The organism is Hahella sp. NBU794 (genome assembly GCF_050749805.1).
GTDB lineage: Bacteria > Pseudomonadota > Gammaproteobacteria > Pseudomonadales > Oleiphilaceae > Hahella.
In genome coordinates, this window is sequence record NZ_CP192738.1 from 758,293 (window position 1) to 782,920 (window position 24,628).

At 53.3% G+C, this 24,628-nt stretch carries 22 protein-coding genes; 13 read left to right on the plus strand and 9 right to left on the minus strand.

Going from position 1 to position 24,628, the window contains the following annotated elements:
• Positions 1-27: 27 nt before the first annotated feature.
• The 5 genes from ACQYWX_RS03420 to ACQYWX_RS03440 form a co-directional block, all read right to left on the minus strand.
• Positions 28-1,299 carry a pectate lyase gene (locus ACQYWX_RS03420; RefSeq protein WP_431687889.1) on the minus strand — a complete coding sequence of 424 codons (1,272 nt, stop codon included), beginning with the start codon at positions 1,297-1,299 and terminating at the stop codon, positions 28-30.
• 157 nt (positions 1,300-1,456) lie between these two features.
• Positions 1,457-2,374 carry a hypothetical protein gene (locus tag ACQYWX_RS03425; protein WP_431687890.1) on the minus strand — a complete coding sequence of 306 codons (918 nt, stop codon included), beginning with the start codon at positions 2,372-2,374 and terminating at the stop codon, positions 1,457-1,459.
• Between the two features lie 181 nt (positions 2,375-2,555).
• Positions 2,556-3,404, minus strand: coding sequence for an alpha/beta hydrolase (locus ACQYWX_RS03430; RefSeq protein WP_431687891.1), 849 nt, complete (start codon positions 3,402-3,404; stop codon positions 2,556-2,558).
• Between the two features lie 184 nt (positions 3,405-3,588).
• Entirely contained in the window at positions 3,589-4,374 is a 786-nt protein-coding gene (locus tag ACQYWX_RS03435) for a type IV pili methyl-accepting chemotaxis transducer N-terminal domain-containing protein (protein WP_279504116.1), read from the minus strand.
• 383 nt (positions 4,375-4,757) lie between these two features.
• Entirely contained in the window at positions 4,758-5,456 is a 699-nt protein-coding gene (locus ACQYWX_RS03440; protein WP_431687892.1) for a type IV pili methyl-accepting chemotaxis transducer N-terminal domain-containing protein, read from the minus strand.
• 666 nt (positions 5,457-6,122) lie between these two features.
• Between ACQYWX_RS03440 and ACQYWX_RS03445 the strand changes: the two genes are divergently transcribed.
• The 4 genes from ACQYWX_RS03445 (at position 6,123) to ACQYWX_RS03460 (ending at position 10,111) form a co-directional block, all read left to right on the plus strand.
• Positions 6,123-6,806: a hypothetical protein gene (locus ACQYWX_RS03445; protein ID WP_216736382.1), complete on the plus strand. Its 684-nt coding sequence runs from the start codon at positions 6,123-6,125 to the stop codon at positions 6,804-6,806.
• A gap of 251 nt (positions 6,807-7,057) precedes the next feature.
• Positions 7,058-7,813: an MBL fold metallo-hydrolase gene (locus ACQYWX_RS03450; protein WP_216736383.1), complete on the plus strand. Its 756-nt coding sequence runs from the start codon at positions 7,058-7,060 to the stop codon at positions 7,811-7,813.
• Positions 7,814-7,847: 34 nt separating this feature from the next.
• Positions 7,848-8,618 carry a hypothetical protein gene (locus ACQYWX_RS03455; RefSeq protein WP_431687893.1) on the plus strand — a complete coding sequence of 257 codons (771 nt, stop codon included), beginning with the start codon at positions 7,848-7,850 and terminating at the stop codon, positions 8,616-8,618.
• Positions 8,619-8,644: 26 nt separating this feature from the next.
• Complete coding sequence (locus ACQYWX_RS03460; RefSeq protein ID WP_431687894.1) at positions 8,645-10,111, plus strand: sensor histidine kinase; 1,467 nt, start codon at positions 8,645-8,647, stop codon at positions 10,109-10,111.
• Here ACQYWX_RS03460 and ACQYWX_RS03465 read toward each other — a convergent pair.
• A complete protein-coding gene (locus ACQYWX_RS03465; protein WP_431687895.1) occupies positions 10,108-11,151 on the minus strand; it encodes a GlxA family transcriptional regulator in 1,044 nt (347 codons plus the stop codon). The two genes, ACQYWX_RS03460 and ACQYWX_RS03465, sit on opposite strands and share 4 nt — an antisense overlap.
• A gap of 194 nt (positions 11,152-11,345) precedes the next feature.
• Here ACQYWX_RS03465 and ACQYWX_RS03470 point away from each other — a divergent pair, with 194 nt between their 5' ends.
• Positions 11,346-12,242: an alpha/beta fold hydrolase gene (locus tag ACQYWX_RS03470; protein WP_216736387.1), complete on the plus strand. Its 897-nt coding sequence runs from the start codon at positions 11,346-11,348 to the stop codon at positions 12,240-12,242.
• A 127-nt stretch (positions 12,243-12,369) separates the two neighbouring features.
• On the opposite strand, the gene ACQYWX_RS03475 is transcribed toward ACQYWX_RS03470, so the two are convergent.
• Positions 12,370-14,673, minus strand: a complete 2,304-nt coding sequence (locus ACQYWX_RS03475) for a molybdopterin-dependent oxidoreductase (RefSeq protein WP_431687896.1) — start codon at positions 14,671-14,673, stop codon at positions 12,370-12,372.
• 136 nt (positions 14,674-14,809) lie between these two features.
• Between ACQYWX_RS03475 and ACQYWX_RS03480 the strand changes: the two genes are divergently transcribed.
• The 7 genes from ACQYWX_RS03480 to choV all read left to right on the plus strand — a co-directional run bounded on the left by ACQYWX_RS03480 (position 14,810) and on the right by choV (position 22,468).
• The gene (locus tag ACQYWX_RS03480; RefSeq protein WP_431687897.1) at positions 14,810-15,286 is read left to right on the plus strand and encodes a winged helix-turn-helix transcriptional regulator; all 477 of its coding nucleotides are present in this window, start codon (positions 14,810-14,812) and stop codon (positions 15,284-15,286) included.
• 352 nt (positions 15,287-15,638) lie between these two features.
• Entirely contained in the window at positions 15,639-16,235 is a 597-nt protein-coding gene (gene betI / locus ACQYWX_RS03485) for a choline-binding transcriptional repressor BetI (protein ID WP_216736390.1), read from the plus strand.
• Positions 16,232-17,695 carry a betaine-aldehyde dehydrogenase gene (gene betB, locus ACQYWX_RS03490; RefSeq protein WP_431687898.1) on the plus strand — a complete coding sequence of 488 codons (1,464 nt, stop codon included), beginning with the start codon at positions 16,232-16,234 and terminating at the stop codon, positions 17,693-17,695. Before betI ends, betB begins: the two co-directional genes overlap by 4 nt.
• Positions 17,696-17,704: 9 nt before the next feature.
• Positions 17,705-19,381, plus strand: a complete 1,677-nt coding sequence (betA, locus tag ACQYWX_RS03495) for a choline dehydrogenase (RefSeq protein WP_279504137.1) — start codon at positions 17,705-17,707, stop codon at positions 19,379-19,381.
• 66 nt (positions 19,382-19,447) lie between these two features.
• The gene (locus tag ACQYWX_RS03500) at positions 19,448-20,386 is read left to right on the plus strand and encodes a choline ABC transporter substrate-binding protein (RefSeq protein ID WP_431687899.1); all 939 of its coding nucleotides are present in this window, start codon (positions 19,448-19,450) and stop codon (positions 20,384-20,386) included.
• Between the two features lie 12 nt (positions 20,387-20,398).
• Complete coding sequence (gene choW / locus ACQYWX_RS03505; protein WP_216736394.1) at positions 20,399-21,244, plus strand: choline ABC transporter permease subunit; 846 nt, start codon at positions 20,399-20,401, stop codon at positions 21,242-21,244.
• Between the two features lie 45 nt (positions 21,245-21,289).
• A complete protein-coding gene (gene choV / locus ACQYWX_RS03510; protein WP_431687900.1) occupies positions 21,290-22,468 on the plus strand; it encodes a choline ABC transporter ATP-binding protein in 1,179 nt (392 codons plus the stop codon).
• Between the two features lie 78 nt (positions 22,469-22,546).
• Here the strand turns inward: choV and ACQYWX_RS03515 are convergent, their stop codons facing one another.
• Entirely contained in the window at positions 22,547-23,077 is a 531-nt protein-coding gene (locus ACQYWX_RS03515; RefSeq protein WP_431687901.1) for a hypothetical protein, read from the minus strand.
• 210 nt (positions 23,078-23,287) lie between these two features.
• On the opposite strand from ACQYWX_RS03515, the gene ACQYWX_RS03520 reads away from it, so the two are divergent.
• Positions 23,288-23,677, plus strand: coding sequence for a DUF2721 domain-containing protein (locus tag ACQYWX_RS03520; protein WP_216736396.1), 390 nt, complete (start codon positions 23,288-23,290; stop codon positions 23,675-23,677).
• Positions 23,678-23,736: 59 nt separating this feature from the next.
• Here ACQYWX_RS03520 and ACQYWX_RS03525 read toward each other — a convergent pair whose 3' ends face one another.
• Positions 23,737-24,486: a hypothetical protein gene (locus ACQYWX_RS03525; protein ID WP_216736397.1), complete on the minus strand. Its 750-nt coding sequence runs from the start codon at positions 24,484-24,486 to the stop codon at positions 23,737-23,739.
• Positions 24,487-24,628 lie beyond the last annotated feature (142 nt).

A 24,628-nucleotide genomic window follows, 5' to 3' on the forward strand; every position in this document is an offset into this window, starting at 1 on the left:
AAACCTTTTGATCAAGAGATGTAGAAATCAGTAACTGGAAACGTCCGAGTGGTCCACCTTACAGCTGGCGGTATTCCAGGCTTCGCCTTTTTTCTCGGACTTGCCGTCGCCTTTGTTCACGCCTTTATATTCCACGCAGATTTTTGGCTTGCCGGATTTGTAGTTTTTGACTTTCAGGTTGCGAATGGTGGCGGTGTCCTTGTAATTGCTGTTGACGCCTGCGAGTCCACTGGACAGCGAGCCTTCAACGATGACGTTGTCCACGATCAAATGCCGGGGGCCGCCATTGTTTTTGCAGTCGCCGCAGGACCGCCATAACTTGCCGTTATCGCCTTTGATGGTGAAGCCGCCAGTGATAATGGTTGTGCTGTTCTTGGAGTTATGCTGGAAGATCTTGTCCGGCTTGCCGCCAGGACCGCCATTCCTGTTGTAAGCCCAGCCGCCAATGATGGTCATGGTCCCGCCTTCCGCCGAGTGAGTGGCGGCGTCTTCACAGATGTCTTCCCAGACTACATTTTCCAGCGTGCAATTGCCGCTGTCGCAGTGAATGCCGTCGGAACCGCCATCAGCGGCGATGCGCAGGTTCTTCACGCTGGCGTTGATCAGAGTAAGCACCGGCGGCTGGTGTTCATCATCGCTGTTGCAGGACAGTCCGATAGTCTTGCCGCCGCAATCCACGCTTTTGTTTTTAATCGTGGCGCCGGCGAAACATTCATCAGCATTGCCGGAACCGCCGGATGGCGTGGCGGACTGTGCGGCGGTGCTGGCGACGGCGCCGTTAGTGTCTGTGTACTTGATCCAGTACCAGTAGGTGGCGCCATTGTTGACCTTGGTGTCGGTGAATGTGCGGTCGGAGCGGGCCAGTCTGGCGATGCGCTGACGGCCAATAGGGTTAGCGTCGGTGTCGCGCATCACCTGCACATTACGCAGGGCGCCGCTGGCGCTCCACGACAACTTCACCCTGCCGTCGTCGCCGTTGGCTTGCAAGGTGACGGTGATTGCGGCTCCTGCGCCGTCACCGGGGCTGGCGACGTTTTCACGAATGGAGCACTCCTTCACCGACTTGGCCGGGTTTGGGTCGACTCCGAAAGTGGCGACGTCACAGGAGAATGCGCCGTTTAGCGATTTATAGACGAATTTACCGGCGGCTCCAAAAGCTACCTGAGTTTGACTGCTGACCATACAGGTTTGACCGCTTTTACAAAGCGTGGCGAAGCCGTCTGGTCTATTGGCGGCGGCCTGAAGACTTGTTGCTGAGGCAAGCAGAGTCAGGCCTAAAGCGAATTTACGAAACATCATGTTCTCCGAATTTATGGTTTTTGTTGACCCTGAAAACGAATGCGCTTGTGTTGTTATTGGCTTATTGGTTTTTATGTGCGGTGCTGGCCTTAACCAGTTCAACTTTGTTTGGCGTAGATTCCCTCCTGTGTAGACTGCCTTTATGAAGCCGACCCGCTCATTGCGTTTGCAGTGAGGCGAGCAGGCTGTCTTCCATTTCTTCAAAGCTCAGCGCTTCAAAATCCGTTAACGCCGCCATTTGCTCTTCGTCGAGATAGGCGGAAGCTTCCTGCAGATAGTCATCCCGATAACGGGTTAGCGCTTTGACTGCTTCATCCGCCATAGCGCGTTTATTGCTCTGGGCGACGGCGTAATCGCGCATGGCGATATTGAATGCTTCTTTGTGGCGGAGTTTGGCGAGGAGCAGCGTGCGCTCCTGCTCGTGACTAAGCGGATTGACTGAGCTTAGACTGTCAGTGACTTCTTTCAGTTGATGTTGTTCAAACTCTGAATTGCGGGTGAGTTCGAACAGGCGTGAACTGTTTGCATCCAGCAGATCGACAATGCGTTGGTCCACCTCGTCCAGCGCCTGGGTGCGCAGCTGGGCGTGCTCTTCAATACTTTCTGGGGCGGAGAAATAGTTCACTGTGGGCAGCGTGGCGAGGCGCTCTCGCTCCAGCAACAGACTTTGCAATTGTTTCTCTGTTGTGGCGTCGAGGGATATTTCGGAAAACAGGACGCGGTATTTTTCGCTGACCGCTTGTTGCAAGCTTGATTCTTCCGCCTCCAGTAGTGGTTGTGCGGCGCTGTGCGTTAGAGATGAGCGTGCGGTTATAGCTGACCCAGAGGTAATGCGTGACGCTGGGTTCTCCGGGGATGCTTGCTGGTTCCGCCGTTCTACGGGATGTTCCAGGTAGGCGTTGAACGCAGCTACGGCCTCCAGGTAGCGAGCGTCTTGCTGCTGTGTATGTTCTTGAAAACGTTTTCTTTCCTGGTCAAATTTTAATTCTAGATTTTTATTTTCAACCCACAGGTAAGTGGCTGCCGCAGCACAGGCGAGCGCGCATGCCGACATGCCTGCTGAGAACCTAGTCATATCCGTGACTCCTGTTTGTCTTGAGGTTGTCGTGATTGTTTATTAATCAGTGGGCGTTAAGCGCATTAAATGTTAGTTAATCTACCTGCGGCGTGAAAACCGGTTAAACGGCATAGACTGGTTGAGTGCTCAGCTGTCTAGCCATGGCAATTGCGAGGTTTTATCTTGAGGAATGGAGCGATTAATGCTCCAGGGACGTGCGAAGAAATCTGGTTACCCGCTCCTCGTACTCTTGTGCCGAGAAGTCATAGAAATCCTGATGATGGGCGCCCACCGCCAGCCAGAGAGATTTGGGCTCTGGGGCATTGGCGAAAAGGCGTTTTGATTCTGGCAATGTTGTGTGTTCATCCTCCGTACCGGCAATGATCAGGACGGGCGCCCGCACACGTTTGATGGCTTCTTCCGGCTTCAACTCATCCAGGCTGACGCCTAAACGCAAAGGAATTTGTGCGGTTAACAATGGCGTCAGCCATTCTCCCAGCACGCCGAGTCGCATAGACAAACGATTGCTGACGGCTTGTTCGATGTTTGGGTAAACGGCTTCCAGAACATAAGCGTCTACAGGCGCGGGCGACTGTCCCAGCAGGCTTGCGGCGCCGCCGAGAGAGACGCCAATAATCGCCACTTTGGCGCACTGGCGTTGCGTGCGCAAATAGGCGACAGCGGATCTGACGTTGTCCGACTCACGGTAGCCAAACGTGATGTGCTCCCCAGGCGTTTCACCATGGGCTTGAAGGTCTATCAGCAATGAGGAGTACCCTGACTTCTGCAGGAACAGGGCGCGCCTGATCATACTGGTGCGGTCTGAGCGTACGCCGTGTAGAAGCAATACGCATTGCTGGCCGATGGCGGGGGCATACCAACCGCTGACGCCGTCAAACTGCACTGCTTGCGCGTTTAGGGAGGCGGGCGGTGAGGGAAGGGGATGATTGACGGAGGCGGATAGCGCGCCACCAGCGGTCCATACCGCCGCGAGACCTAAAACCAGTGCGCCCGTGGCGAAAGCGATACGTTTTTTAAGTTTTTTCATGGGGTTGGAGGACTTCATCATCGCGATAGATATCTACATCGGCGCCGAAACACATATAGCGGGACGGGGACAAGTATGTCGATTTGCGGCCCTTTCGGAAACTGGTTATTTCAGAGTTAGACAATGAGGCGGGGTGAGACGACGCAGCATTGAGCTGCGCCGAGAGAAGGGACGAAGTAAGGAGTTAGCTTTGCAGATTCTCGTAAAGGCCCGTAATTCTCTCCATATTCTTCAGCATGCCTTCCGTCGTGGTGGCGATGATGAAAGGCACAAAGTTCTGGCCTTGCATCAACTGAAACCCTGAGCGAGAGAAGCTCCACTGGGAAATCACTTTGTCCAGGGCGGCGTTGATGTCCTGATTGTTGATTTTCGCCTGACGCAGCTCATGTAACGCCTGATCATATTCCTGCACGGCCTGGGTGAAACTGTCTTGTAGATCCGCCTGCTCCAGATTCCAGCTCAACGCGGAGTAATATAGCGCGATGCGCTGGGACAGCATCCGTTGTCGGCCGGAGAGGTTGATCATTTTGTTCTTGGGACTGCCCGACTGTTGCTCCAGTGACTGTACGATTTTATTGCTGAGCGCGAGAACACGCTCTCCAGCGTTGATCAGCTCAATGGCCTTGTCCTTCGCGGGCTTAGCCGTCGCCAATTGACGAAACCCAGTCCATTCCTTGCGCACGGACTTGAGCTGCCCCGAGATTTGCGGCGACTTGGAATAGGCTTCCAGTTCTCCCAATTGTTGTTCGAATAAGGCGACGCTCTCTGTGAGCTGGCTTGAAGACTTATCTGGTTGAATATCCTGACCCATCAGCAAATATGACTTCACAATTCGCTGACTCAACATACGTTGGCGCCCAGCCTTGTTGATGGCTTCGTCCAGGTCGGTAATGTCTGCGATAACAATGTGGCTCCAGGAGAGTGCAAGCAGGGAGAGAACAAGCAGACTAAAGTTCCTTATATGGCGCATATGCGTTTACCTCATGTGATTCAATCTGGTGCAGTCTAAGTTAAAGCCTATAAATATCAGATGCTTACAGCGCGATAACTGGGTAGGTAGTTAACGCATCGCTGATCTGGCGCAAGTTAGGCGCCAAATGAACCGGAAATTTGTGGGTATGGACAAAGAGCAGTTTTTGAGAATGGCGAAAAGGCTTTTAGAAACAACAAGAAAGAGAGGAGTGGTCGCGTATTTGGATGAGGCGGAAAACTTTTACGCGATGAGCGACGCCTGCTGAATGCGAGAGGGAAAAGAGGCTGGGTAAGTGGGAAAAAAAGAGTGCGGCTTGCGCCGCACTAAACGAAGAAGACGAATAAAACAGGAACTCGGTTTAATAGTTCAATCCTTGCGGATTAGCTTTTCAGACCTGCGTACATGTCGGAAATCTTGCGCATGCTTTTCAGCATGCTTTCAGTGGTCGTTGCGATGACGAAGGGGACGAAATCATGACCGTCCATTTTTTCGAAACCAGAGTGGGAGAATGACCACTGTGAAATAACTTTATCCAGCGCCTTGTTGATATCTTCGCTGTTGGCGTCCGCTTTACGCAGCTCGCTCAAGCCTGCATCGTACTTTTTGACCGCAGCTTTAAAATCGTTTTCCAGGTCGGAAACGCCCAGGTTCCAGCTCATGGCAGAGTAGTACATGGCGATTTTCTGGGACAACATGCCTTGTTCGTTGGAGATATTGATCAAGCGGCCTTTGGTGCTGGCGACTTGTTTTTCCAGATTGCTGGTGACGCCTTGAGTCAGGCTCAACAGTTCTTCACTTTGCTGGATCAGTTTCGTTGCGTTTTCCTGATTGGGCGCGGTGGTGGCCAGTTTACGGAAAGCGGTCCACTCTTTGCGGACGGATTTCAAATCGCGCGCCATTTCGCCTGCTTTCAAATAACCTTCCAAGTCGGACAGTTGAGATTCAAATTGCGCCACACTGTCATGTAATTGAATCGATGATTTGTCAGGAAGAATGTCCTGACCAATCAATAAATATGCTTTAACGATTCTTTGACTCAACATTCTTTGTTGACCCGCGATGTCCAGAGCCTGATCCATGCTCGATATTTCCGCGCGAGCCAGGCCGGCGCCGAATGCGGTAAGTGTGACAAGTAAGAAACAAATCTTTCTGAACGACTGCATTAAAGTTTACCTAGTGCTAAAAATGGCGTGCATATTGAAGGATTTAGATCAAAAATCAAGCGCCAAATGGCTTTTGACATATAAGTAATTTACGAAGTCAATAGATGTTGTTCGTTTCCTATCAAATATATGTGTCAATATGTTTTGTAACAGTGAGTTTAATGCACATTTATGTAACTAAAAGTTGCATTTCAATGAGGAAAAAGAGGCGGGTATATAATTCGTTATACTGTATTATTTTTAATAAATTTTACATTGTTTTTCTTTTACGAATTGTACGTCACGTTTTTATCGCCATGCGTATTCGTAGTTATGTTTGAAAAAACATCAATGGATGGCTGTTATTTTGATTAAAAAAGCGGCCGGACTTTCGCTGGCTTATTCCGCGTATTGGTCTTTAGATGAATAAAATTAGTCCTGATAACAAAACATTATAAAAAATATGAAGGGCGTTTGAGTCGGGTTGACGCTAGCTTCAGTATCCGGTCACGCGCGCGACGGGACGCCTTTTCCCAAAACGAGTAAGAACCAAGGCGAGGCTGCGGTGACTGTCGGCAATAACGAGTTTAAGGAGACGACAAGATGGCCCTGGCGGATATTTTTAAACAGAATGCGAACAAGTCAATTACCGTGACCGGCGCGGAATCCTCAAATATTTCTCACGCTACCTACAGCGTCAAATGCAACAACATCCAACGCAACTGCTATCTGGTGAACCAGCTTGAGCGGGCCAACCTGCAAGAAGGCGCACATGTGGCTGGCGGAAATACGGTCACAGTCGCCACTGCTCACAATGGTAACTGCTATTGGTTGCCATGGCGCGGGTGGCGGGCTGTAGCCGGACAGCTTCAGGGGGCGTGTAACTTCTTCGTCACCGCCAATCTGACCGGGTGCTGCTTTGTTGTATCTGGTAATCAGGTATCTCCCTTTGTCGTCCATATGAACTGCCAGCCAGCTAACGAAGGCTTGGTGAGCTTCCCCAACAGTGGAGATATCAAGGAATATAACTTTGATCTGCAAGCGGCGCAGGATCAGTTCTATGGGCAAGTCACCGAGCAATTGATCACTAACAATGTGATTGCACACGCTGGTCTGCAGATGTTGAAACCAAGTGATTACGGGGCCAAAGCGAGAGAAGGTTACGGGACGCCCACGAGCGTCTTTGGCGTCCGCACAGGGGGGCTGTGGACCTTCTATTACAACGTAGGTAAAGGCGGCGGACCTGGCATTACCCGTGAACTGTTCCCGAATTTCCAACCTCTCTGACAGCGCGCTTTCCTTTCACGTATTTGCACAGCCGGCGACTCAACGCCGGCCTGCCTCTGCGTTTTCCTTGATCCTTCATCTCAACCTATCTCCGCGCCTTACATTACAGTCATTGGCGTCCCGTTTATAAACCCATAGGTTAGTGGCATAATCCCGACGGCAATCAACAGGTTGCCGCCATGCAGGCATGGGAGCGCCATCTACGCGTTGCGCGATGAGATGGAAAATGGAAAACACGGAAAGCTTTTGTTATGAAGAATTTGCTGATTGTCGGTAATGGAGAGGCCTTCTCGGAAGAGTGCAACACCTCATTCCTGTTGCAGTCCGCCGATAGCTCCATTCTTATCGACTGCGGTTATCAGGTTCCACCCCGCTTATGGGCGGGCGATTTGCACCAGAATATTGATCTGGTTTTGCTGACCCACCACCATGCGGATCACTCCTTCGGAGTCGTACCTTTACTGGTCCGCTATCTGGAAGAAAAAAGAACCCGCCCCCTGAAGATCTGGGGACCGGCGGGCACGGAAAGTTTCATTAAAAGTCTCCTTGAGCACGGCTACCCTGGCGTGTCCAAGTATTTCAAGTACACGATTGAGTTCGCCGAGTTCGACACCCTGGACAGTAAAAAATACGGGGATGTTTCCATTCGCTGCGCGCCCACCGTACACTCTATCCCGAACTTATTGTATCGACTGGATTTTGACGGCCGCTCCTTCTCCATATCCGGAGATGGCAAGCTGACGCCGGAAGCCGTTGAGCTGATTCAAGGCGTCGAACTGCATTTGCAGGAAGTCTACGAGCTTAACAACAACATCCCCAGTCACTATTCATTCAGCGAAGTGCTGCAACTTGCTCAATCCGACGTGGCCGCCAGTGTTGGCGTTACCCATATGTGCCGGAATGAAATCAGCGTGATTACTGAGACCTACGATAAGTTAGTAAGGGAGAATGAGATTGAAAAGGACAGACTGTTTATCACCCGTTCGGGGCAAACTTTCGAATTTTAAAACCTGCGCGCTACTGACGGCCGGCGTTTGGGCGTTGTCGCTTAACGTCGCCGCCAAGGAAATCTTCGTCATCAATAAAAACGCCGCGGACTATCGCGTGGTGGAGACGAACAAAAGCGCCAAACGCATCGACGTATACTCCAATACGCCGCACCGATACCTGAACAGTGAGAAAAAGGAGCACGTTTTCACCGGGGTGCCGGTGAGCGAGCTGCCGCCCAAGGAGTGGCGTTACGATAACGTCTACTTCATTGGCGACGACGACTACATAACGTTCATGCCCGCGCAGATCGCCAACAATCCGCAAACCATCCTGGCGAGCGCCAAGGACGCCGCGCCGTTAAGCAAAAGAGACGGTGAGGTGCAGGTCATTCTTCCCACTCGCGCGGAGGCGAAGGTGGAAGATAAGTATCTGAAAAAGGCCGCTTTTTGGGCCTGGTATGTGAAGGCGGTGGTGTATGGCGAATTAGACAACCGGCTGCAATATGGCGGCGCTTCCATCGACATGACCAACGTTATTGGCGCGCCTGCGGAAGCCTATAAGGCCCCTTCCGTATTTTCCTATGATCCTATCGCTTGCCCGGATACCTATCAGGTGTCGGTAAAAGATCTGGACCCGGGATTTGATAAAGGCAAAGTCGAATTCCTGCAATTGAACGGCAATCAGCGGACGTATGGCGCGGGAGACGTCATGCTGATTTTCTCCAAGGAGGATACGGCGCTGCCTATTGAGTGCGGCGGCCCTTATGCGGTGCGCAAGGGCGAAGAGTATATCTACAGCGTATATTCTTTTAAGGGAATTTAATCAGCTAACAAAGTGCGTCTAACAATATGGATAGTTTTAGAAAGTACTCGTTTCAGCGTTGCATCAAGTTTACGGTTCTGGTCGCTTTGTTTGGATTTGCGGTGTCCTTTTTCGTACACCAGTATCAGGTGCTGGCGAACTCTATCAAGGTCTCCGATCAGACTTCCGGATTGATTAACCGACAGCATATTTCCGTGCTGCTTGGACGGGGCAACTTTGTCCATATTGAAGACGCCTTGGCGCAGCTGGTTAAGGAGAGCCCTCTGCTGTTTGCCTATGTGCTGGACGCCGACGGCAAGGTGGCGGCGACCAGTAACAAATCCGCAGCGGTGGACGTTCCCTGTTGTTATGACTGGGAGAACCCTGAGGATAGCGCGTTTAAGTTTGAGGGGACGCCTGCGGCGCCTTTCGAGGCGGTAGCGGATGGCGTTTCCTTCATTCGCAAAGTAACGCCAGTGCTTGAGCACTCCTCGGGGGAGGAAATCGGTTCACTGGTGACCTTCCTCGTACCGCGGATGATCAAGCGCGAGCATCTCGTGGATACTCTGATTATCAGCTCCATGGCGCTGATTTTTATCCTGTCGACCGGTGTGGCGCTTTCGCTGTTATTGTCGCGGGCGCTGACCGCCCCGGTGAGGGAGCTGACGCGCTTTGTCGACTCTGTGGACGACACTGACGCCAAAGAAGAATTAAACCGACTGGGATCGCATCAATTCGCCGGCAGCAACATTGTGGAGATACGGCAGTTGCTGCAGTCGTTTTTGGCCTACCGCGAAAAAATTCTTGATCACAAGAACATCCTCGAAGCGCAGGTGCGGGAGAGAACTCATGCGCTTGAAGTGGCGGTTGAGGAAAATCGCATGCTCGGTAAGACACTGCGCACTGCGTTGGAAGGCGAACGCAAACTGATCGCCCAGGAAATCCACGACAATTTCAACGCCACGCTGGTCGCTATCAAAATGTACTCCCAGAAAATTGAGCAGTTGGCTCGGGAGGGTGGCGAAGACGCGCAGATCGCCAGCATGGGAAGTAAAATTACGTCTATCGTCACGGATGCCTATAGCTCGGCCAGAAGTCTGGTTTCCCGGCTGCGACCCGAGATTATCGATACGCTGGGCTTGGGCGGCGCCCTGGAGGAACTGGTCAACAATTACAATCAGTCCTCAAATGGGTGTTCGTTTATGCTGTCGATTGGCGACCACTGCGACAATCTGGATGAAGAGCGCAATATCGGCATTTATCGCATTGTGCAGGAAGCCGTCACCAATGCGGTTAAGCATGCTTCGGCGAAAGAGGTGGCGATTTCCTTACATCGTCCCAAGGACTATGAATTGGTGATTCAGGACGATGGCGTGGGCTTCAAGCCCTCGCAGGATAAGGACGCAGGTATCGGCTTGATCTCCATGCGTGAACGCGCCATGAGCCTGGGCGGGCGCTTCGAGTCGGAAAACACCCAGGCGGGCGCCCGCATCAAAGTGTCTATTCCCGCCTAAATGCGTCCTTCCAGAGCAGGTATGCCGACTCGTGGCGGTGTTACATAACTGAAGCGTTTGCGGTATTGCTCCATCGTGCATCCGGTGGCTCGTTTAAAGAGTCGCCGGAACGAACTGATATCCTCGTACCCGACCTCCCAGATAATTTCATTCGATGACTTGAGCGTCGTCTCCAATTGGTGCTTCACCGCTTCCACCCTTAATTGTTGCAGGTAATTGATCGGATTCTCGCCGGTGGCTTCCTTGAAGCGGCGTTTGAATGTGCGTCCTCCCAGTCCGGCCAAGGCTGCTACATCGTCCACGGAAAAATGCTCGGCGTAGTGAGACTCCATCCATTCCTGCGCTTTTTTTACGGCGTTGTCTTTGTGGGACTTGTAGCCATAGAAGGTGATGTAAGGGGTTTGTTGTTGGCGTTTGCTGTCAAACAGGTGCAGTTTGGACACCGCTGACGCCAGCCCTTGGCCCGCGAAACGTTCGATCAGATGAAAGCTGAGATCGATATAGGCGGTGGCGCCGCCAGCGCAGATGATGTCGCCGCTATCGATGAGCAATCGATCTATGTCCAACCTGATTTCCGGGTAGCGCTGGCGGAAATGTTCTGCGGCGCGCCAGTGGGTGGTGACGGTTTTACCTTCCAGAAGTCCGGCTTCAGCCAGAACGAAACTGCCGGTGCAGGCGCTGGCGACGATGGCCCCGCGTTCGGTATGGCGGCGGAGCCATTCATAAGCGTCATGAAATTGCGCCAGATGTTCCGGCAGGGCGGCGCCGGCGGTGATGGCCTCAATTGCGGAGGCGACGATAATCAAATCCGGCTCTACTGACTCGAACGCCGCATTCGGCGCAATGGCCATGCCGTTGTAGGCAGTAACGGGCTGGTCATTCTGCGTCACGACTTTGATGTTGAAGTAGGGCTCCAAAGGGCGTTTGCCGGCGGCGCCGGACAGTCGGGCGTGACAGTAATTCGCTGTCGTGAATATATCCAGAATGCCATGCACAGAGGCGGCGGCGCAGTGGGGAAGGGCGAGTAAAACGATCTTCATGGGCGACTCCTTCATCCAATTCGGCAGTGAAAAAAGAAAAGATGAAATGTCATAAAAAGCAATTTAAGTGTCAAATATGACACTCCCGCTAATGCATTGCAAACCTTATCTTGTAGTCATAGCCGCTGCGACAAAGCCACGAAAAAAGGCGTGACGCAGGCGATTGTATCCAGCAAGTTGAGAGGAGAAGCCCCATGTCCGCGAACATTCCCCTGGTTGTCGCCCCATCCAAGCCTCTGCGGGAACCGCAGGTTCCCTTCGCCTTGAAAGCCATGCGCTGGGCGATTCGCGCCTATGCCCGTATTTCCTCTCAAGGCGCGGGCCGAATGCTGAATCGCCTGTGGTTCACACCGCAACGTTATGGTTTGGACTCGCGCTTTGACGCCCTGTTGGACAAGGCGGATGTGTTCATGAATCTGAAAGTGGGCGCGTTGACGATCCCTGTCTATAGCTGGGGAAGCGGCCCTGTGGTGTTGTGCGCCCATGGCTGGTCCGGGTCTGGCGTGCAGTTTGGCGCGATGGTGAAACCCCTGGTGGACAATGGGTATCGGGTTGTGGCGTTTGATGCGCCCGGTCATGGACGGGCGCAAGGCGTGCGCACTAATGTTCTGCAGATGCGGGATGCGATTCTGCAAGTGGCTGCGCAGACTCTGGGCGTGCACGCAGTGGTGGCTCACTCCCTGGGCTCTATCGCCGCCGCCATGGCGGTGCGGGAAGGGTTATTGACCAACAAAGTCATTATGCTGGCGCCGCCGGCGGACATGCAGGTGGTGCTGGATGTGTTTCAACAGCGTCTGCAGGTTCCGGACGCCGTCATGCTCGCTCATTGCAAACTGATGGAGCAGGAGTTTGGCGACGATATTTGGGACCGTTTGTCATTGATGAAAAATGTCCCACTCATCCAGGCGCAAGGGATGATCGTATCAGATACAGATGATGCGGAAGTTCCTGCTGCGTACGGTGAAGCCCTCGCCCTCAAATGGCGCGGCAGTCGTTTCTTGCAGACCGCGGGGCTGGGGCATTATCGGGTGCTTCGGGATGAACGCGTCATTGAGGAAGTAGTGAAGTTCATAAACCGACTCCCTGATTGACGCCGGTGAGGGGCATTGTGGTTAAGGGACGGTCTCCTCGGTCAGACCGGCGCAGCGACGATACGACGTAATCATGTTTTAGGTGAGTGCGTATCGTCGCCTTTTTTGCGGCGGCTGGGATTGCTGGTTAGACGTCAACGGCTTCCAGAGCAACCGGAACGTATTTGTGATAAGGCGTCTTGGCGATGGGATCGCAGTGTTGTGCGTCCGTCAGCAGGTTGATCGCCGGACCATTGCGCAACTGTCTTCCTTGATCATCCTGATAGAGCATGCCGAAACCGTGAGGCAACGTCAGTACTCCAGGCAAAACGCTCTCATCCGCTGAGGCGATGGCTTCTACTGCGCCACGTCGGGAACGGCAGCGCACTTTATCTCCGGAAACCAGTCCCAGCTTGGCCAGATCGGAAGGATGAATACGTAGCAGGCCCTCCTTGTCCGTCTTGCGCCACTCCGGTCCGCGGTAGATCTGGTTGGCGTTATAGGCGCGGCGTTCACCGGCAGCGAGGATGAACGGATAGTCCCTGTCTTCACTGAGAGCCTCTGTTTGCAAACGATCCAGCCACTCAGTCAGTTCGGGTATATACAGGTTTATTTTGCGATCCCTGGTTTTGATCAGGTTCCAGGTTTCCTCCACCTTGAAAGTGGCGATGGGCGCAGGTCTGGGACTCTCCAGAAAACGATTGAACAACGCCAGACCCAGTGTGTAGCCCTTGCCATGCAGCCCGGTGCGCCGAACCTGCGAGCCGAACTTGGCGGCGTACATCTGGCAGACGCCCCAGATCGCCGCAGCGGATTGCATGCCTTCCGGCAATGCCTTGCCAAGGGTGGCGTATAAAATGACTGGGACGTACTTGCGCCACTGCGGATGGCGTTTCAGCGCCGCCGCCAGCGCCAATGGAAAGGCGCGGCTGACCGGCAGGCGACGGTCCAGTTTGGCCGCTCTTTCCAGTAGTGGAAAACGGTCGGGAATCGCTCCCAGACCCACCAACAGGCGTCGGTAGATTTCCGGCTCGGGAAGCGTGTCGCCGCTGCGGGGCAGTGTGGGGCGACGCAGATGGTAATAGTTAGTGGGGAAACCGAATGTGAAATAGGTGGACTCCACTTTTTCAAACTGACTGTCCGCTGGCAATATGTAGTGCGCGTGGCGGGCGGTTTCCGTCATCGCCACATCAATCACCACCATCAGCTCCAGTTTGTCGAATGCTTTTCGATAGGCTTTCGTATCAGCGGCGGACAGGGCGGGATTGGCGCTGTCCACCACTAAGGCGCGGATGCGGTCAGGATGATCGCTATCGATTTCCTGAGGCAAAATGTTGGGCGGAAACAGCTTGGCGATGCCGTACATCCCAGTGACGGCGGTTTTCTTGTCATCGGTTTTGGAATGACCGATCAACGGGGCGAATTGCGCCATCAAATGATTGCCGCCCTGTTTATTGAAATTGCCGGTCACCAGAAACAGTAGCTTTTCCAGATAGGAATTCAGCGTGCTGTGTAAACTGTGTTGGATGCCAAGGTCGGCTCTGACTGTGGCGGATTTAGCGGTGGCGAAACCTCGGGCGACCTGCCGCGCTAACTCGGGATCGACGCCGGCGATGGTGGCGTACTGCTCCACTGGCAGATCGATGAAATGACGGCGCAATTCGTCATAGCCGTTAGTGTGTTGACGCAGGAATTCTGTATCTTCCAGCGCCTCCTGAAAAATGACGGCGATGATGGCGGCGAGCAGGTAAGCGTCCATACCGGGGCGCACCCGCAAATGAATGTCCGCGTCTTTGGCGGTTTCGCTGACGCGTGGGTCAACGACGACCAGGGTGCGGTTGGGATCTTTCTTGTAGGCTTTCAGCAGGTCCCGGGTTTTGCGCACGCCGTGGGCCATATAAGGGTTGGCGCCCAGCACGATGCAGTAATCAGAGTGTTCCATGCCTTCCAGCACAAAGCAGCTTTCGCGGCCGAACAGTTTTCCGTTTACCCAGAAATCCCCCGTCTTTTCCTGCGCCAGCGCGGTATATAAATAGGGCGTATCCAAAGCCGCCCGCAATGCGCCGGAATAACTGCCGCCCAGGTGATTGCCCTGGCCTCCGCCTCCATAGTAGGCGAATGCGCCGCCCCCATGTTGGGCCTTGATGTCGCGCATGCGCGCAGTGATCTCGGCGATGGCGGCGTCCCAGGAGACAGGCGCGTATTCGCCGTTTGGCTGACGTTTTAGAGGCTGCCGCAGACGGGCTGAGTGATTCTGGTAGTGATCAAGTTTGGCGGCTTTCTGGCAGATGTAGCCTTCTGAGTTCGGCGCCAGTTTATCCCCTCTGACCTTGACGATGCGTCCTTGGTCCACCTGCATCTCCAGGCCGCAATTGATGCTGCATAGAATGCATGCGGTAGGCCGCCACTTGTGCTGATCGGAGTGCTTTTCAGCCGTCTCGGTATCATGCATGATCACTCTCCTTTTCTTGTTAGTTCTATTTTGGAACTATCAAAATAGTAAATTCCAAACTGGAACCTGTAAAGCTATACTTCCCGTCATTCTCCATTCCTCTTCCGCTAACCCAGATAAGACGCTGTATTCGCCTATGCGCTGGAATGAAATCCAAGACATCCCTTGTTCAATCGCACGCACCCTATCGGTCATTGGCGACCGCTGGACTCTGTTGGTCATTCGCGAAGCGTTTCTGGGCGTGCGTCGTTTTGAGCAGTTTCAAAAGCGTCTGGAGATCACGCGTCATCGCCTGTCGGATCGTCTGAACAAGCTGGTGGAAAGCGGCGTGCTGCGCAAAGCGTTGTACCAGGAGAGTCCCGCCCGTTATGAGTATAGGCTTACCCGCAAAGGGATGGACTTATACCCCGTGATTCTCGCTATGGCGGGGTGGGGCGATAAATATATGGCTGGCGATGCGGGCCCACCGGTGGAGTATGTCCACCTGGGTTGCGGTAAGAAGATAACGGCCACGCTGGTTTGCTCTGAATGCGGCGAACCGATAGACGCCAAGTCTGTAAAACCCATGCTAGGTCCCGGGCTTAGTGGGCTAGCGACAAAGGCAGGCGAATAAAACCAGGGCGCGCCGCCTGACGCCTTTACCGCGCTGAGATAATTTCCGTTTCTCCGTTTCTCCTCTGTCGTGCACCCACTTCTTGTCAGCTTTTCTTTGAGAAATTGTTGCTACTCAAAGTAATTCCAGAAAATTCTTCTCCTTTCTAATTAGAGTGCTAAATATTGTGTGTTTACAAAAAATTACAATGAGCGAATGCTCTTCTTTTATGTGTGCTTAATTGTTTGTAATTAAAGTGATTTAATCTGTTTTTCGTTAGTCTTTCTGCTCGTCTCCTCTTGTTTTTCAAAATTGAAATATTGAGTTCAAACTATTAGGGTGTGTTTTTAATTGAACATTCAATCAATAAAAAATGCCCAAAATCGTCGTCGAAGCAGAGAAGAAAGAGCAGCTTATCGAAGCCACCCTGAAGTCGGTGGAAGCCTATGGCATTCAAGGCACGACTATTAATTCCATTAGCCGTTACGCGGGCGTTTCTACAGGAATTATCAGTCACTACTTCGGAGGCAAGCAGGCGCTGATGGAGGCGACTGTCCGCTACCTGCTGGAAGCCTTGAAAACCTCCCTGCTGAAAGAGCTGGCCAAATCCAAGGACGGTTCGCCCTACAGCCGCCTTCTTTCCATTGTCGAAGCCAACTTCAGCAAGCTGCAGGTGAGTGAACGGGCGGCGAAAACCTGGATGGCCTTTTGGGCTCAAGCGATGCATGACCCACAGCTGGCGCGATTGCAAAGGGTCAATGAACGGCGATTGTTCTCTAATTTGAAAGTAAGCCTGCGGGAAATTCTGCCGCCTTCCCAGGTAGAGGATCAGGCCCACGCGATCGCCGCTCTGATCGATGGCTTGTGGCTGCGCAGCGCGCTCAGCTCCGGCGGTTTGTCCGTGGTGCAGGCGGAACGTATTTGTAAGAACTACGTAAGTGAGTTGTTTGAAGGAAAACATAAAGCATGAGCATTCCTGTTTATCAGTCTTTTGTTGACGGCGCTTATCGGGCGTCCACATCGAACGAGACCTTCGATGTGGTGAATCCCGCTACAGGCGAACTGATCTATCGCGTTGAGCAGGCTTGTGAAAGTCTGGTGCAGGCGGCGGTGGAGTCCTCACAGCGCGGGTTCGCAGAGTGGTCTGCGATGACCGGCATGCAACGAGGGCGAGTGCTGCAGAAAGCCGTGGCATTGTTACGGGAAAGAAACGACGAGCTGGCGCGCATCGAAGTGCTGGATACCGGTAAGCCATGGCAGGAAGCAAGTGTCGTGGACGTAGTGACCGGCGCTGACAGTATTGAGTTTTTCGCTGGCCTGGCGGCGTCGATTGAAGGCAATCAGCAATCCCTGGGCGAAGATTTTTACTACACCCGTCGAGAACCTTTAGGCGTTTGCGCCGGCATTGGGGCCTGGAATTACCCCTTGCAGATCGCCTGCTGGAAATCCGCGCCAGCCTTGGCGGCGGGCAATGCGATGGTGTTCAAACCTTCTGAAGAAACCCCGTTGGGCGCTTTGAAGTTGGCGGAGATTTTCATTGATGCGGGCGTTCCCGCCGGCGTCTTCAATGTGGTGCAAGGCGATCATCGCGTCGGCCGCATGCTGACCGCCCATCCTGGCATCGCCAAAGTCTCCTTCACGGGGGAAGTGGGGACCGGCAAGAAAGTGATGGCGGACTCCGCCTCCACTCTGAAAGACGTGACCATGGAGCTGGGTGGTAAATCGCCGCTGGTGATCTTCAATGATTGCGATCTGGAAAACGCCGTCTCCGCCGCTTTGCTTGGAAACTTCTACACCCAGGGCGAAGTTTGCACCCACGGCACGCGGGTGTTTGTGCATAAAGAGATTTACGACCGTTTTCTGGCGCGAGTGAAAGAGCGCGTCGAAAGCAATGTGCGCATCGGCGATCCCATGCATCCCGACACCAATCTGGGGGCGCTGATCTCCGCTCCGCATCTGGAAAAAGTCATGGGCTACATCGAGTTGGGCAAGCAGGAAGGCGCAAGGCTGATCTGCGGTGGTGAACAGGTGCGCCCGCAAGGCGTGGAAAACGGCTACTTCGTCGCCCCCACGGTATTCGCCGACTGTCGCGATGACATGAGCATCGTGCGGGAAGAGATATTCGGGCCCGTCATGAGCGTACTCAGCTTTGAGGACGAAGAAGAGGTCATTACGCGCGCCAATGATACGGAATACGGATTGGCCGCTGCCGTGTTCACCAATGACATCCGTCGCGCCCATCGTGTGATCGGCAAGCTACAGGCGGGCATTTGCTGGATTAACAGCTTCGGCTATTCACCGGCGGAGATGCCGGTGGGCGGTTACAAGCAATCCGGCATCGGCCGCGAAAACGGCATGACCACCCTGAATCACTATACCCAAATCAAGGCCGTCTACGTCGGCATGACGGACCTGGAATCACCTTTTTGAGCGAGCGTTATGGCTGACAAGCAGTTTACCAATAGTTTTGATTACATCATCGTCGGGACCGGCTCCGCTGGATGCGTTCTGGCCAATCGCCTGTCCGAAAGCGGCAAGTTCAACGTGCTGGCGCTGGAAGCGGGTCGCAAAGACGATACCTGGAAGATTCACATGCCCGCCGCACTGACTTTCAATCTGGCGGACGACAAGTACAACTGGTACTACCACACCGAACCCCAGGCGTTCATGAATAACCGTCGCCTGTATTGGCCGCGGGGAAGAGTGTGGGGCGGCGGTTCCGCCCTCAACGCCATGGTGTATATCCGCGGTCACGCGCTGGATTATGACCGCTGGGAAGAAGAAGGCGCCAAGGGCTGGGCGTACAAAGACGTGTTGCCCTACTTTCGTAAGGCGGAGACCCGTGAACGCGGGGGCGACGCCTATCGCGGCAACGCCGGCCCCTTGAACGTGCATACCGGGGACGAAAAGAATCCGTTGTTCGACGCGTTCATCAAAGCGGGAATGGAAGCCGGCTATCCCTACACCGAGGACATGAACGGCTATCAGCAGGAAGGCGTGGGCGTGATGGACATGACTATCAAGCACGGCAAACGCTGGAGCGCCGCTCAGGCGTATCTGCGTCCGGCTTTGTCGCGTCCGAACCTGACGGCTGAGACCGGCGCCATGGTGACCCGTCTGTTATTCGACAAAGGTCGCTGCATTGGCGTTGAGTACGAACAAAACGGCGTGCTGATTAAGGTTAAAGCAGAGCGGGAAGTCATTTTATCCGGCGGCGCCATCAACTCGCCGCAGACCTTGATGCTCTCCGGCATTGGTGATGAAACGCAGTTGCAGTCTCTGGGTATTCCCGTTGTTGCGCATGTGCCCGGCGTAGGTCAGAACCTGCAGGATCACTTGGAGTTCTACGTTCAGCAAGCCTGTTCGCAGCCGCTGACCCTGTACACCTATACCAAGCAGCCCCGTAAGACGCTGGAAGGCGTGAAGTGGTTCCTTAATCACGACAGCGGCGCCTGCCGCACCGCGCACTTGGAAGCAGGCGGCTTTATCCGCACTGAAGCAGGCGTGAAGCACCCGGATATCCAATATCACTTCCTGCCGTCGCAGGTGATCGATCATGGTCGCGTGGACCCGCAGTTGCACGCCTATCAGGCGCATGTTGGTCCTATGCGGCCAACCTCCACTGGCTATCTCAAGATTCTGTCCCGCGACCCGCGTAAACATCCGCTGCTGGAGCCGAACTATCTGGCGACCGAGCGTGATCGCTGGGAAATGCGTCAGTGCGTGAAGCTGACCCGGGAAATATTCGAGCAACAAGCGTTTGACCCATTCCGTGGCGAAGAGCTGCGCCCTGGACCCGCGGTGACCAGCGACGAGCAAATAGACGCATTTATCCGTGACAAGGCGGATAGCGCTTACCACCCCTCCTGCACCTGCAAAATGGGTGCGGATGACGACCCGATGGCGGTGGTGAATTCCGAGGCGAAGGTCAGGGGCGTTGAAGGACTGAGGGTGGTGGACGCATCCATCATGCCCAGCATCGTTAGCGGCAACCTGAACGCGCCGACCATTATGATGGCCGAGAAGTGCGCAGATCACATTCTCGGCGTTTCGATGCTGCCGCCCAGCGACGCGCCAGTCTGGATTCATCCCGACTACGCGAACAAGCAGCGGTAGCCAAGGCCGTCCTGTTGACAGGGCGGACCCCAACCATTTCTGGAACGATTGAAGAGAGGAAAAATAATGAACCACTTCAAGCGACTGTTGATCAGCGGTCTGATGTTATTGACGAGTGTTAACGCCTATAGCGCGCAAAGCTGTAAAGAAGTCACTTTTGCGGATGTCGGCTGGACTGACATCACCGCCACGACTGCGTTGACCTCCGTCATTCTGCAGGGGCTGGGCTATTCCACGGAATCCCAGTTACTGTCTGTGCCGGTGACCTACAAGTCGCTGGAGAACGGCGACGTGGACGTGTTCCTGGGTAACTGGATGCCGACCATGGAAGCGGATATTCGCCCCTATGTGGAAAACAAGTCTGTGGAAGTCGTCGGCAAGAACCTGGAAGGCGCCAAGTATACGTTGGCGGTGCCTTCTTATGTGGCGGAAGCGGGCGTGAAAACATTCGCGGATATCGCCAAGCATGCGGATAAGTTCAAAGACCGTATTTACGGCATTGAGCCTGGCAACGACGGCAATCGTTTGATTCAGGATATGATCGATAAAGACGCCTTCGCTCTGAAAGATTTCAAAGTGGTGGAGTCTAGTGAAGCAGGCATGTTGTCGCAGCTGAAAAGAGCCGTTAAGCGTAAAGAGTGGATTGTGTTTCTGGCCTGGGAGCCGCATCCGATGAATGCTAATTTCGAGCTGACCTATCTCAGCGGCGGCGATGACTATTTCGGTCCTAACTTCGGTGGCGCGTCTGTATTCACTAACGTGCGTAAAGGCTTGATGAATGAGTGCGGCAACCTGGCGCAACTGCTGAACAACCTGGAGTTTTCCCTGCAAATGGAAAACGAAGTCATGGGCGCGATTCTGGATGACAAGAAAAAGCCTGAAGCGGCGGCCAAAGCCTGGCTGAAGGAAAACTTCGACAGCGTCGAAGCCTGGTTGCAGGGCGTGAAAACCATTGACGGCAAGCCAGCGGCGCCGGCAGTGAAAAAACACCTGGACCTGATGTAAGCAGGCGCAGGTATGGACTGGAGTAGTAATTTAAGCGCTCTCAGCAGCTACAAACTGCCAGTCGGCGATTGGATGGAAAGCCTGGTCGATGTGCTCATCGACCATGGCGGCGCCTTCTTCGACGGTGTCGCCGTTTGTCTGGAATACCTGATCCAGGGGCTCACCGAAGCGCTGCTGTTTGCGCCGCCCTGGTTATTTATCGCCGCCATCGTGGCCTTCGCTGCCTGGCGTCATCGCAACTGGTCATCGCCGTTATTCGCACTGTTCGCCCTGGGGCTCATTTGGAATATGGGGTACTGGGAGGAGACGATCGAAACACTGGCGCTGGTTCTGTTTGCGACCGGGTTCTGCGTGCTGTTCGGCGTTCCTATCGGCATCGCCGCCGCGCATCGTCCCTGGTTGTATCGTGGTATGCGGCCCTTGCTGGACCTGATGCAGACGATTCCGACCTTTGTTTATCTGATACCGACCCTGACCCTGTTTGGTCTGGGTGTCGTACCGGGCCTGATTTCAACCGTGATCTTCGCTATCGCCGCGCCGATCCGTTTGACCCATCTGGGCATCACGCAGGTGCCGGAAGAATTATTGGAGGCGGGCAAGGCGTTCGGCTGCAAACCCAGCGTATTGTTGCTCAAAGTCGAAATTCCCGCGGCGATGTCCAGCATTATGGCGGGCGTCACTCAGTGCATCATGTTGTCTCTGTCCATGGTGGTCATCGCGGCCCTGGTTGGCGCGGACGGACTGGGCAAGCCGGTGGTGCGCGCTTTGAATACCGTGGATATCGCCACCGGGTTTGAAGCTGGCCTGGCTATCGTACTGATCGCCATTTTATTGGACAGACTGTTTAAAAGAGCCTGAGCGCATTGCGCTTGGTCTCTGCTGAAAAAGTAGTGGGCAATTGCCATGATTGAGTTTAAAAACGTAGACGTGGTGTTCGGCGACCAGCCTCAGCAGGCCTTGGGCATGCTGGACGAAGGTCTGGACAGGGAAGCGATTCTCGACCGCACTGGACACACCGTCGCCGTCAATAACGCCAGCTTGCGAGTAGAAAAGGGCGAGATCTGTGTGCTGATGGGGCTGTCCGGCTCCGGTAAGTCCAGTTTGTTGCGCACAGCGAATGGCTTGAATGACGTGAGCCGGGGACAGGTCCTCATCACCACGGAAGAGGGCGAGCAGGACTTCTTTGCCTTGTCGGTGGAGCAGCAGCGCAAGCTGCGATTGGAGCGCATCACCATGGTGTTCCAGAAGTTTGCGCTGATGCCTTGGCTGACGGTGGGAGAGAATGTCGCTTTTGGTCTGGAAATGAAAGGCATGAGCCGCGCCCAGGTAAGAAAGCGTGTGGACGAGCAGTTGGAACTGGTGGGGTTAGCGCAATGGCGCGACACCAAACCCGGCGAACTGTCCGGCGGCATGCAGCAACGGGTCGGTCTGGCGCGGGCGCTGGCGATGGAGTCCGACATTATCCTGATGGACGAGCCGTTCTCGGCTTTGGACCCGCTGATCAGAAATCAGCTACAGGATGAATTGCTGCGCTTGCAGGAGAAACTGAACAAAACGGTGATCTTCGTCAGCCACGATCTGGATGAGGCGCTGAAGCTCGGCAACCATATCGCCATTATGAAAGACGGATGCATCGTGCAGCATGACACGCCGGAAAACATAGTGTTGAATCCCGCCAATGATTATGTGCGCAGTTTTGTATCGCACACCAATCCGGTTAATGTGCTGCTTGCGCAATCGCTGATGCGTCCGCTGACGATGGCGGAAAAGGTGGCGGATGAAATCTGCGTCAGCAAGCGCTACGACTACTGGCTGAAAACGGCGGACAAGCTGGAAGAGAGCCAGGTTCGGTACGCGGACGCCGTATTTCCTGTGCAACGCTGGAGTACGGAGCAAGACGTGGAAAGCCTGCAAAAGCTGCCCACGATTATCCCTGCAGATACGCTCATGCGAGACGTAGTGGCCATCCGCCACTTCACCGGCCACGCCATACTGGTTGGCGGAGAAAAGGAAATATCCGGCGTCATCAACGACCAGAACATCTACCACGCCCTCCTGGGCCGTCACCTCGACGACAACTGATCTCAACGGCTCGCAGAATGCGAGCCGTTTTCTTTCCTTCCATTAAGTTTTCGTCTGGCTGTTTGACGAGTTCCGTAGTTATGGCCAGGAAAGCTCGTATTCTTGGCACTGACCATCCGTCAATTTTTTACAGAGACTATGATCATTTATTAACGAGTCGATCGCCTCCGTCTGGCTAAAAAGAGGGGATGCGGAAACAACGAGAGGGGTTGAGCCATTGTCTGAGCTTACAAGGTATCCATACCACTTTCGCTCTAATGTTTGTGACTCAGAAAACGGAATTTCACTAACGATGAATCCGCTAATGCTGGTTGAAAACGAGTTAACTCTGTATGAAAGGGTAACCGTATAAGTGCTGACAACATATATAACTGCAGAAACTACTGCGCCTCCGAGCATTGCCTTTGTAGATTTTTTAGATAGAAAGTAAGCGTAGCTAATAAGGCAGGTTATAAAAGCAAGAACTGCTTGTAAGTAAATGGAGACAGAGTATATTTTTTCGAGGTCTGCGAAGCCGTCAAGAAATCGCCAACTATTTGTAACAATAAAAGAAAATAACAGCGTTAAAGTTATCGATAGACAGATGGTAATGCTTAAAGCTTTTTTCATTGGAGATCATTTTCGCTAGTACTTGCAGTCAACAACAGCGACCATGTGTCTTCCGCTAGTCTGATTGTCATATCAGATCAGAATGGCTCCTGGTTTGATATCACCGGTCTTATTCTTGAGCGCCCATTCTAGAGGCGCTTGTGGAAAAGGGATAGGCTTTGTGATCTGATTGGTAATTAGTTTGTTTCTTAAGGCCCTAAGCTTTCAACGATGCTGAACATCTCTACACCTGCACTACTGTTTCCCGCCATCTCCCTGCTATTGCTGGCTTACACCAATCGCTTTCTGGTGATTGCCCAGTTGATTCGCTCTTTGTACAAGCAGTTGAATGAGACGAAGGAACGTCATATGAAGCAGCAGATTCTGCATTTGCGAAAGCGGATTCATTTGATTCGCTGGATGCAGACTCTTGGAGTGATGGCTTTTATTTTATGCACGCTCTCCATGGGCAGTCTGATTTTGCAGTTGGAGTACGTGGGGGAAGGGCTGCTTGGAGGGAGTTTATTGTTTTTAATCGGATCTCTGATTATATGTTTGGTGGAGATACATATCTCTGGCGCTGCGTTGAGCATCCAGTTGAATAACCTGGAAGATCTCTGATATCTACATAAAAAAGCCAGCATTACGCTGGCTTTTTCGCACAAGAAGCCGCTTGGCGATTAACCCGCCATAGTTTCCTCTTCCACGCCGAAGATATTACGGTACAGTGCGCCGTAACAAATCATGGTCATGGGCAAGGTCCAAATCAAGCCAATGCCCAATGGGATCATTGCCACAAAGTTAATCAAGCCCAGCAGCAAGAACAAGCCAAAAACGGCGAACCAGCGCTTGGTGATGGCTTTACGAGAGGCTTCCAGAGCCTGCCACGGAGAAAGACCCTTTTCTGCAATTAAAGGCAACGCCAAATAATAACTAACAGCTAGATAGATGCCTGGAATGATCAGCAGTACAAATCCGAGGGCGATCAACAGGTACATCAGGATCACGCCAATAAGTAGCGGGACGACTTTGCTGAAGTAGTTGAAGATTTCTCCTACATTGATAGGCGCATCAACTGAACGCTTTAATCCTAGGATGAACATGCCCATTGCAATAGGGATGGTGACTGCGGAAATGACAATCTGGTTTACAAGACCGAGAATGAGGGCGATCACGGCGTTGTCTGGGGTGATAATGCCGAAAATGATGCTTGTGACGATTGTCACGCCGAACATTACCGCGATATAGACTATTCCCGCGAGGATGAGGGTCATTTTCGCACCATTGGTGCGCTCCCAAGCCTCGCTGATCAGTTCGCCCACCCGAAAGTGGTAGTTGCCGTTAACGCCGTCTTCCAGCGAGCCCCACCTGCGGTCTCCACTACGCTCCGGAGTGAGGTTGGATTGCGGAGTAGAATAAACGTCGCTCATAGTTATTCCTTAATGCCCGTTGTTTTATTAAAAATAATTAACAGACAAAATATAGCATATTATTCCTAACAGGTAGCCAGACTGGAAAATTTATTTTTTACAAAGAGTTACGTAGCCCTCGGTGTGAGGTGGGAAGTTGCTC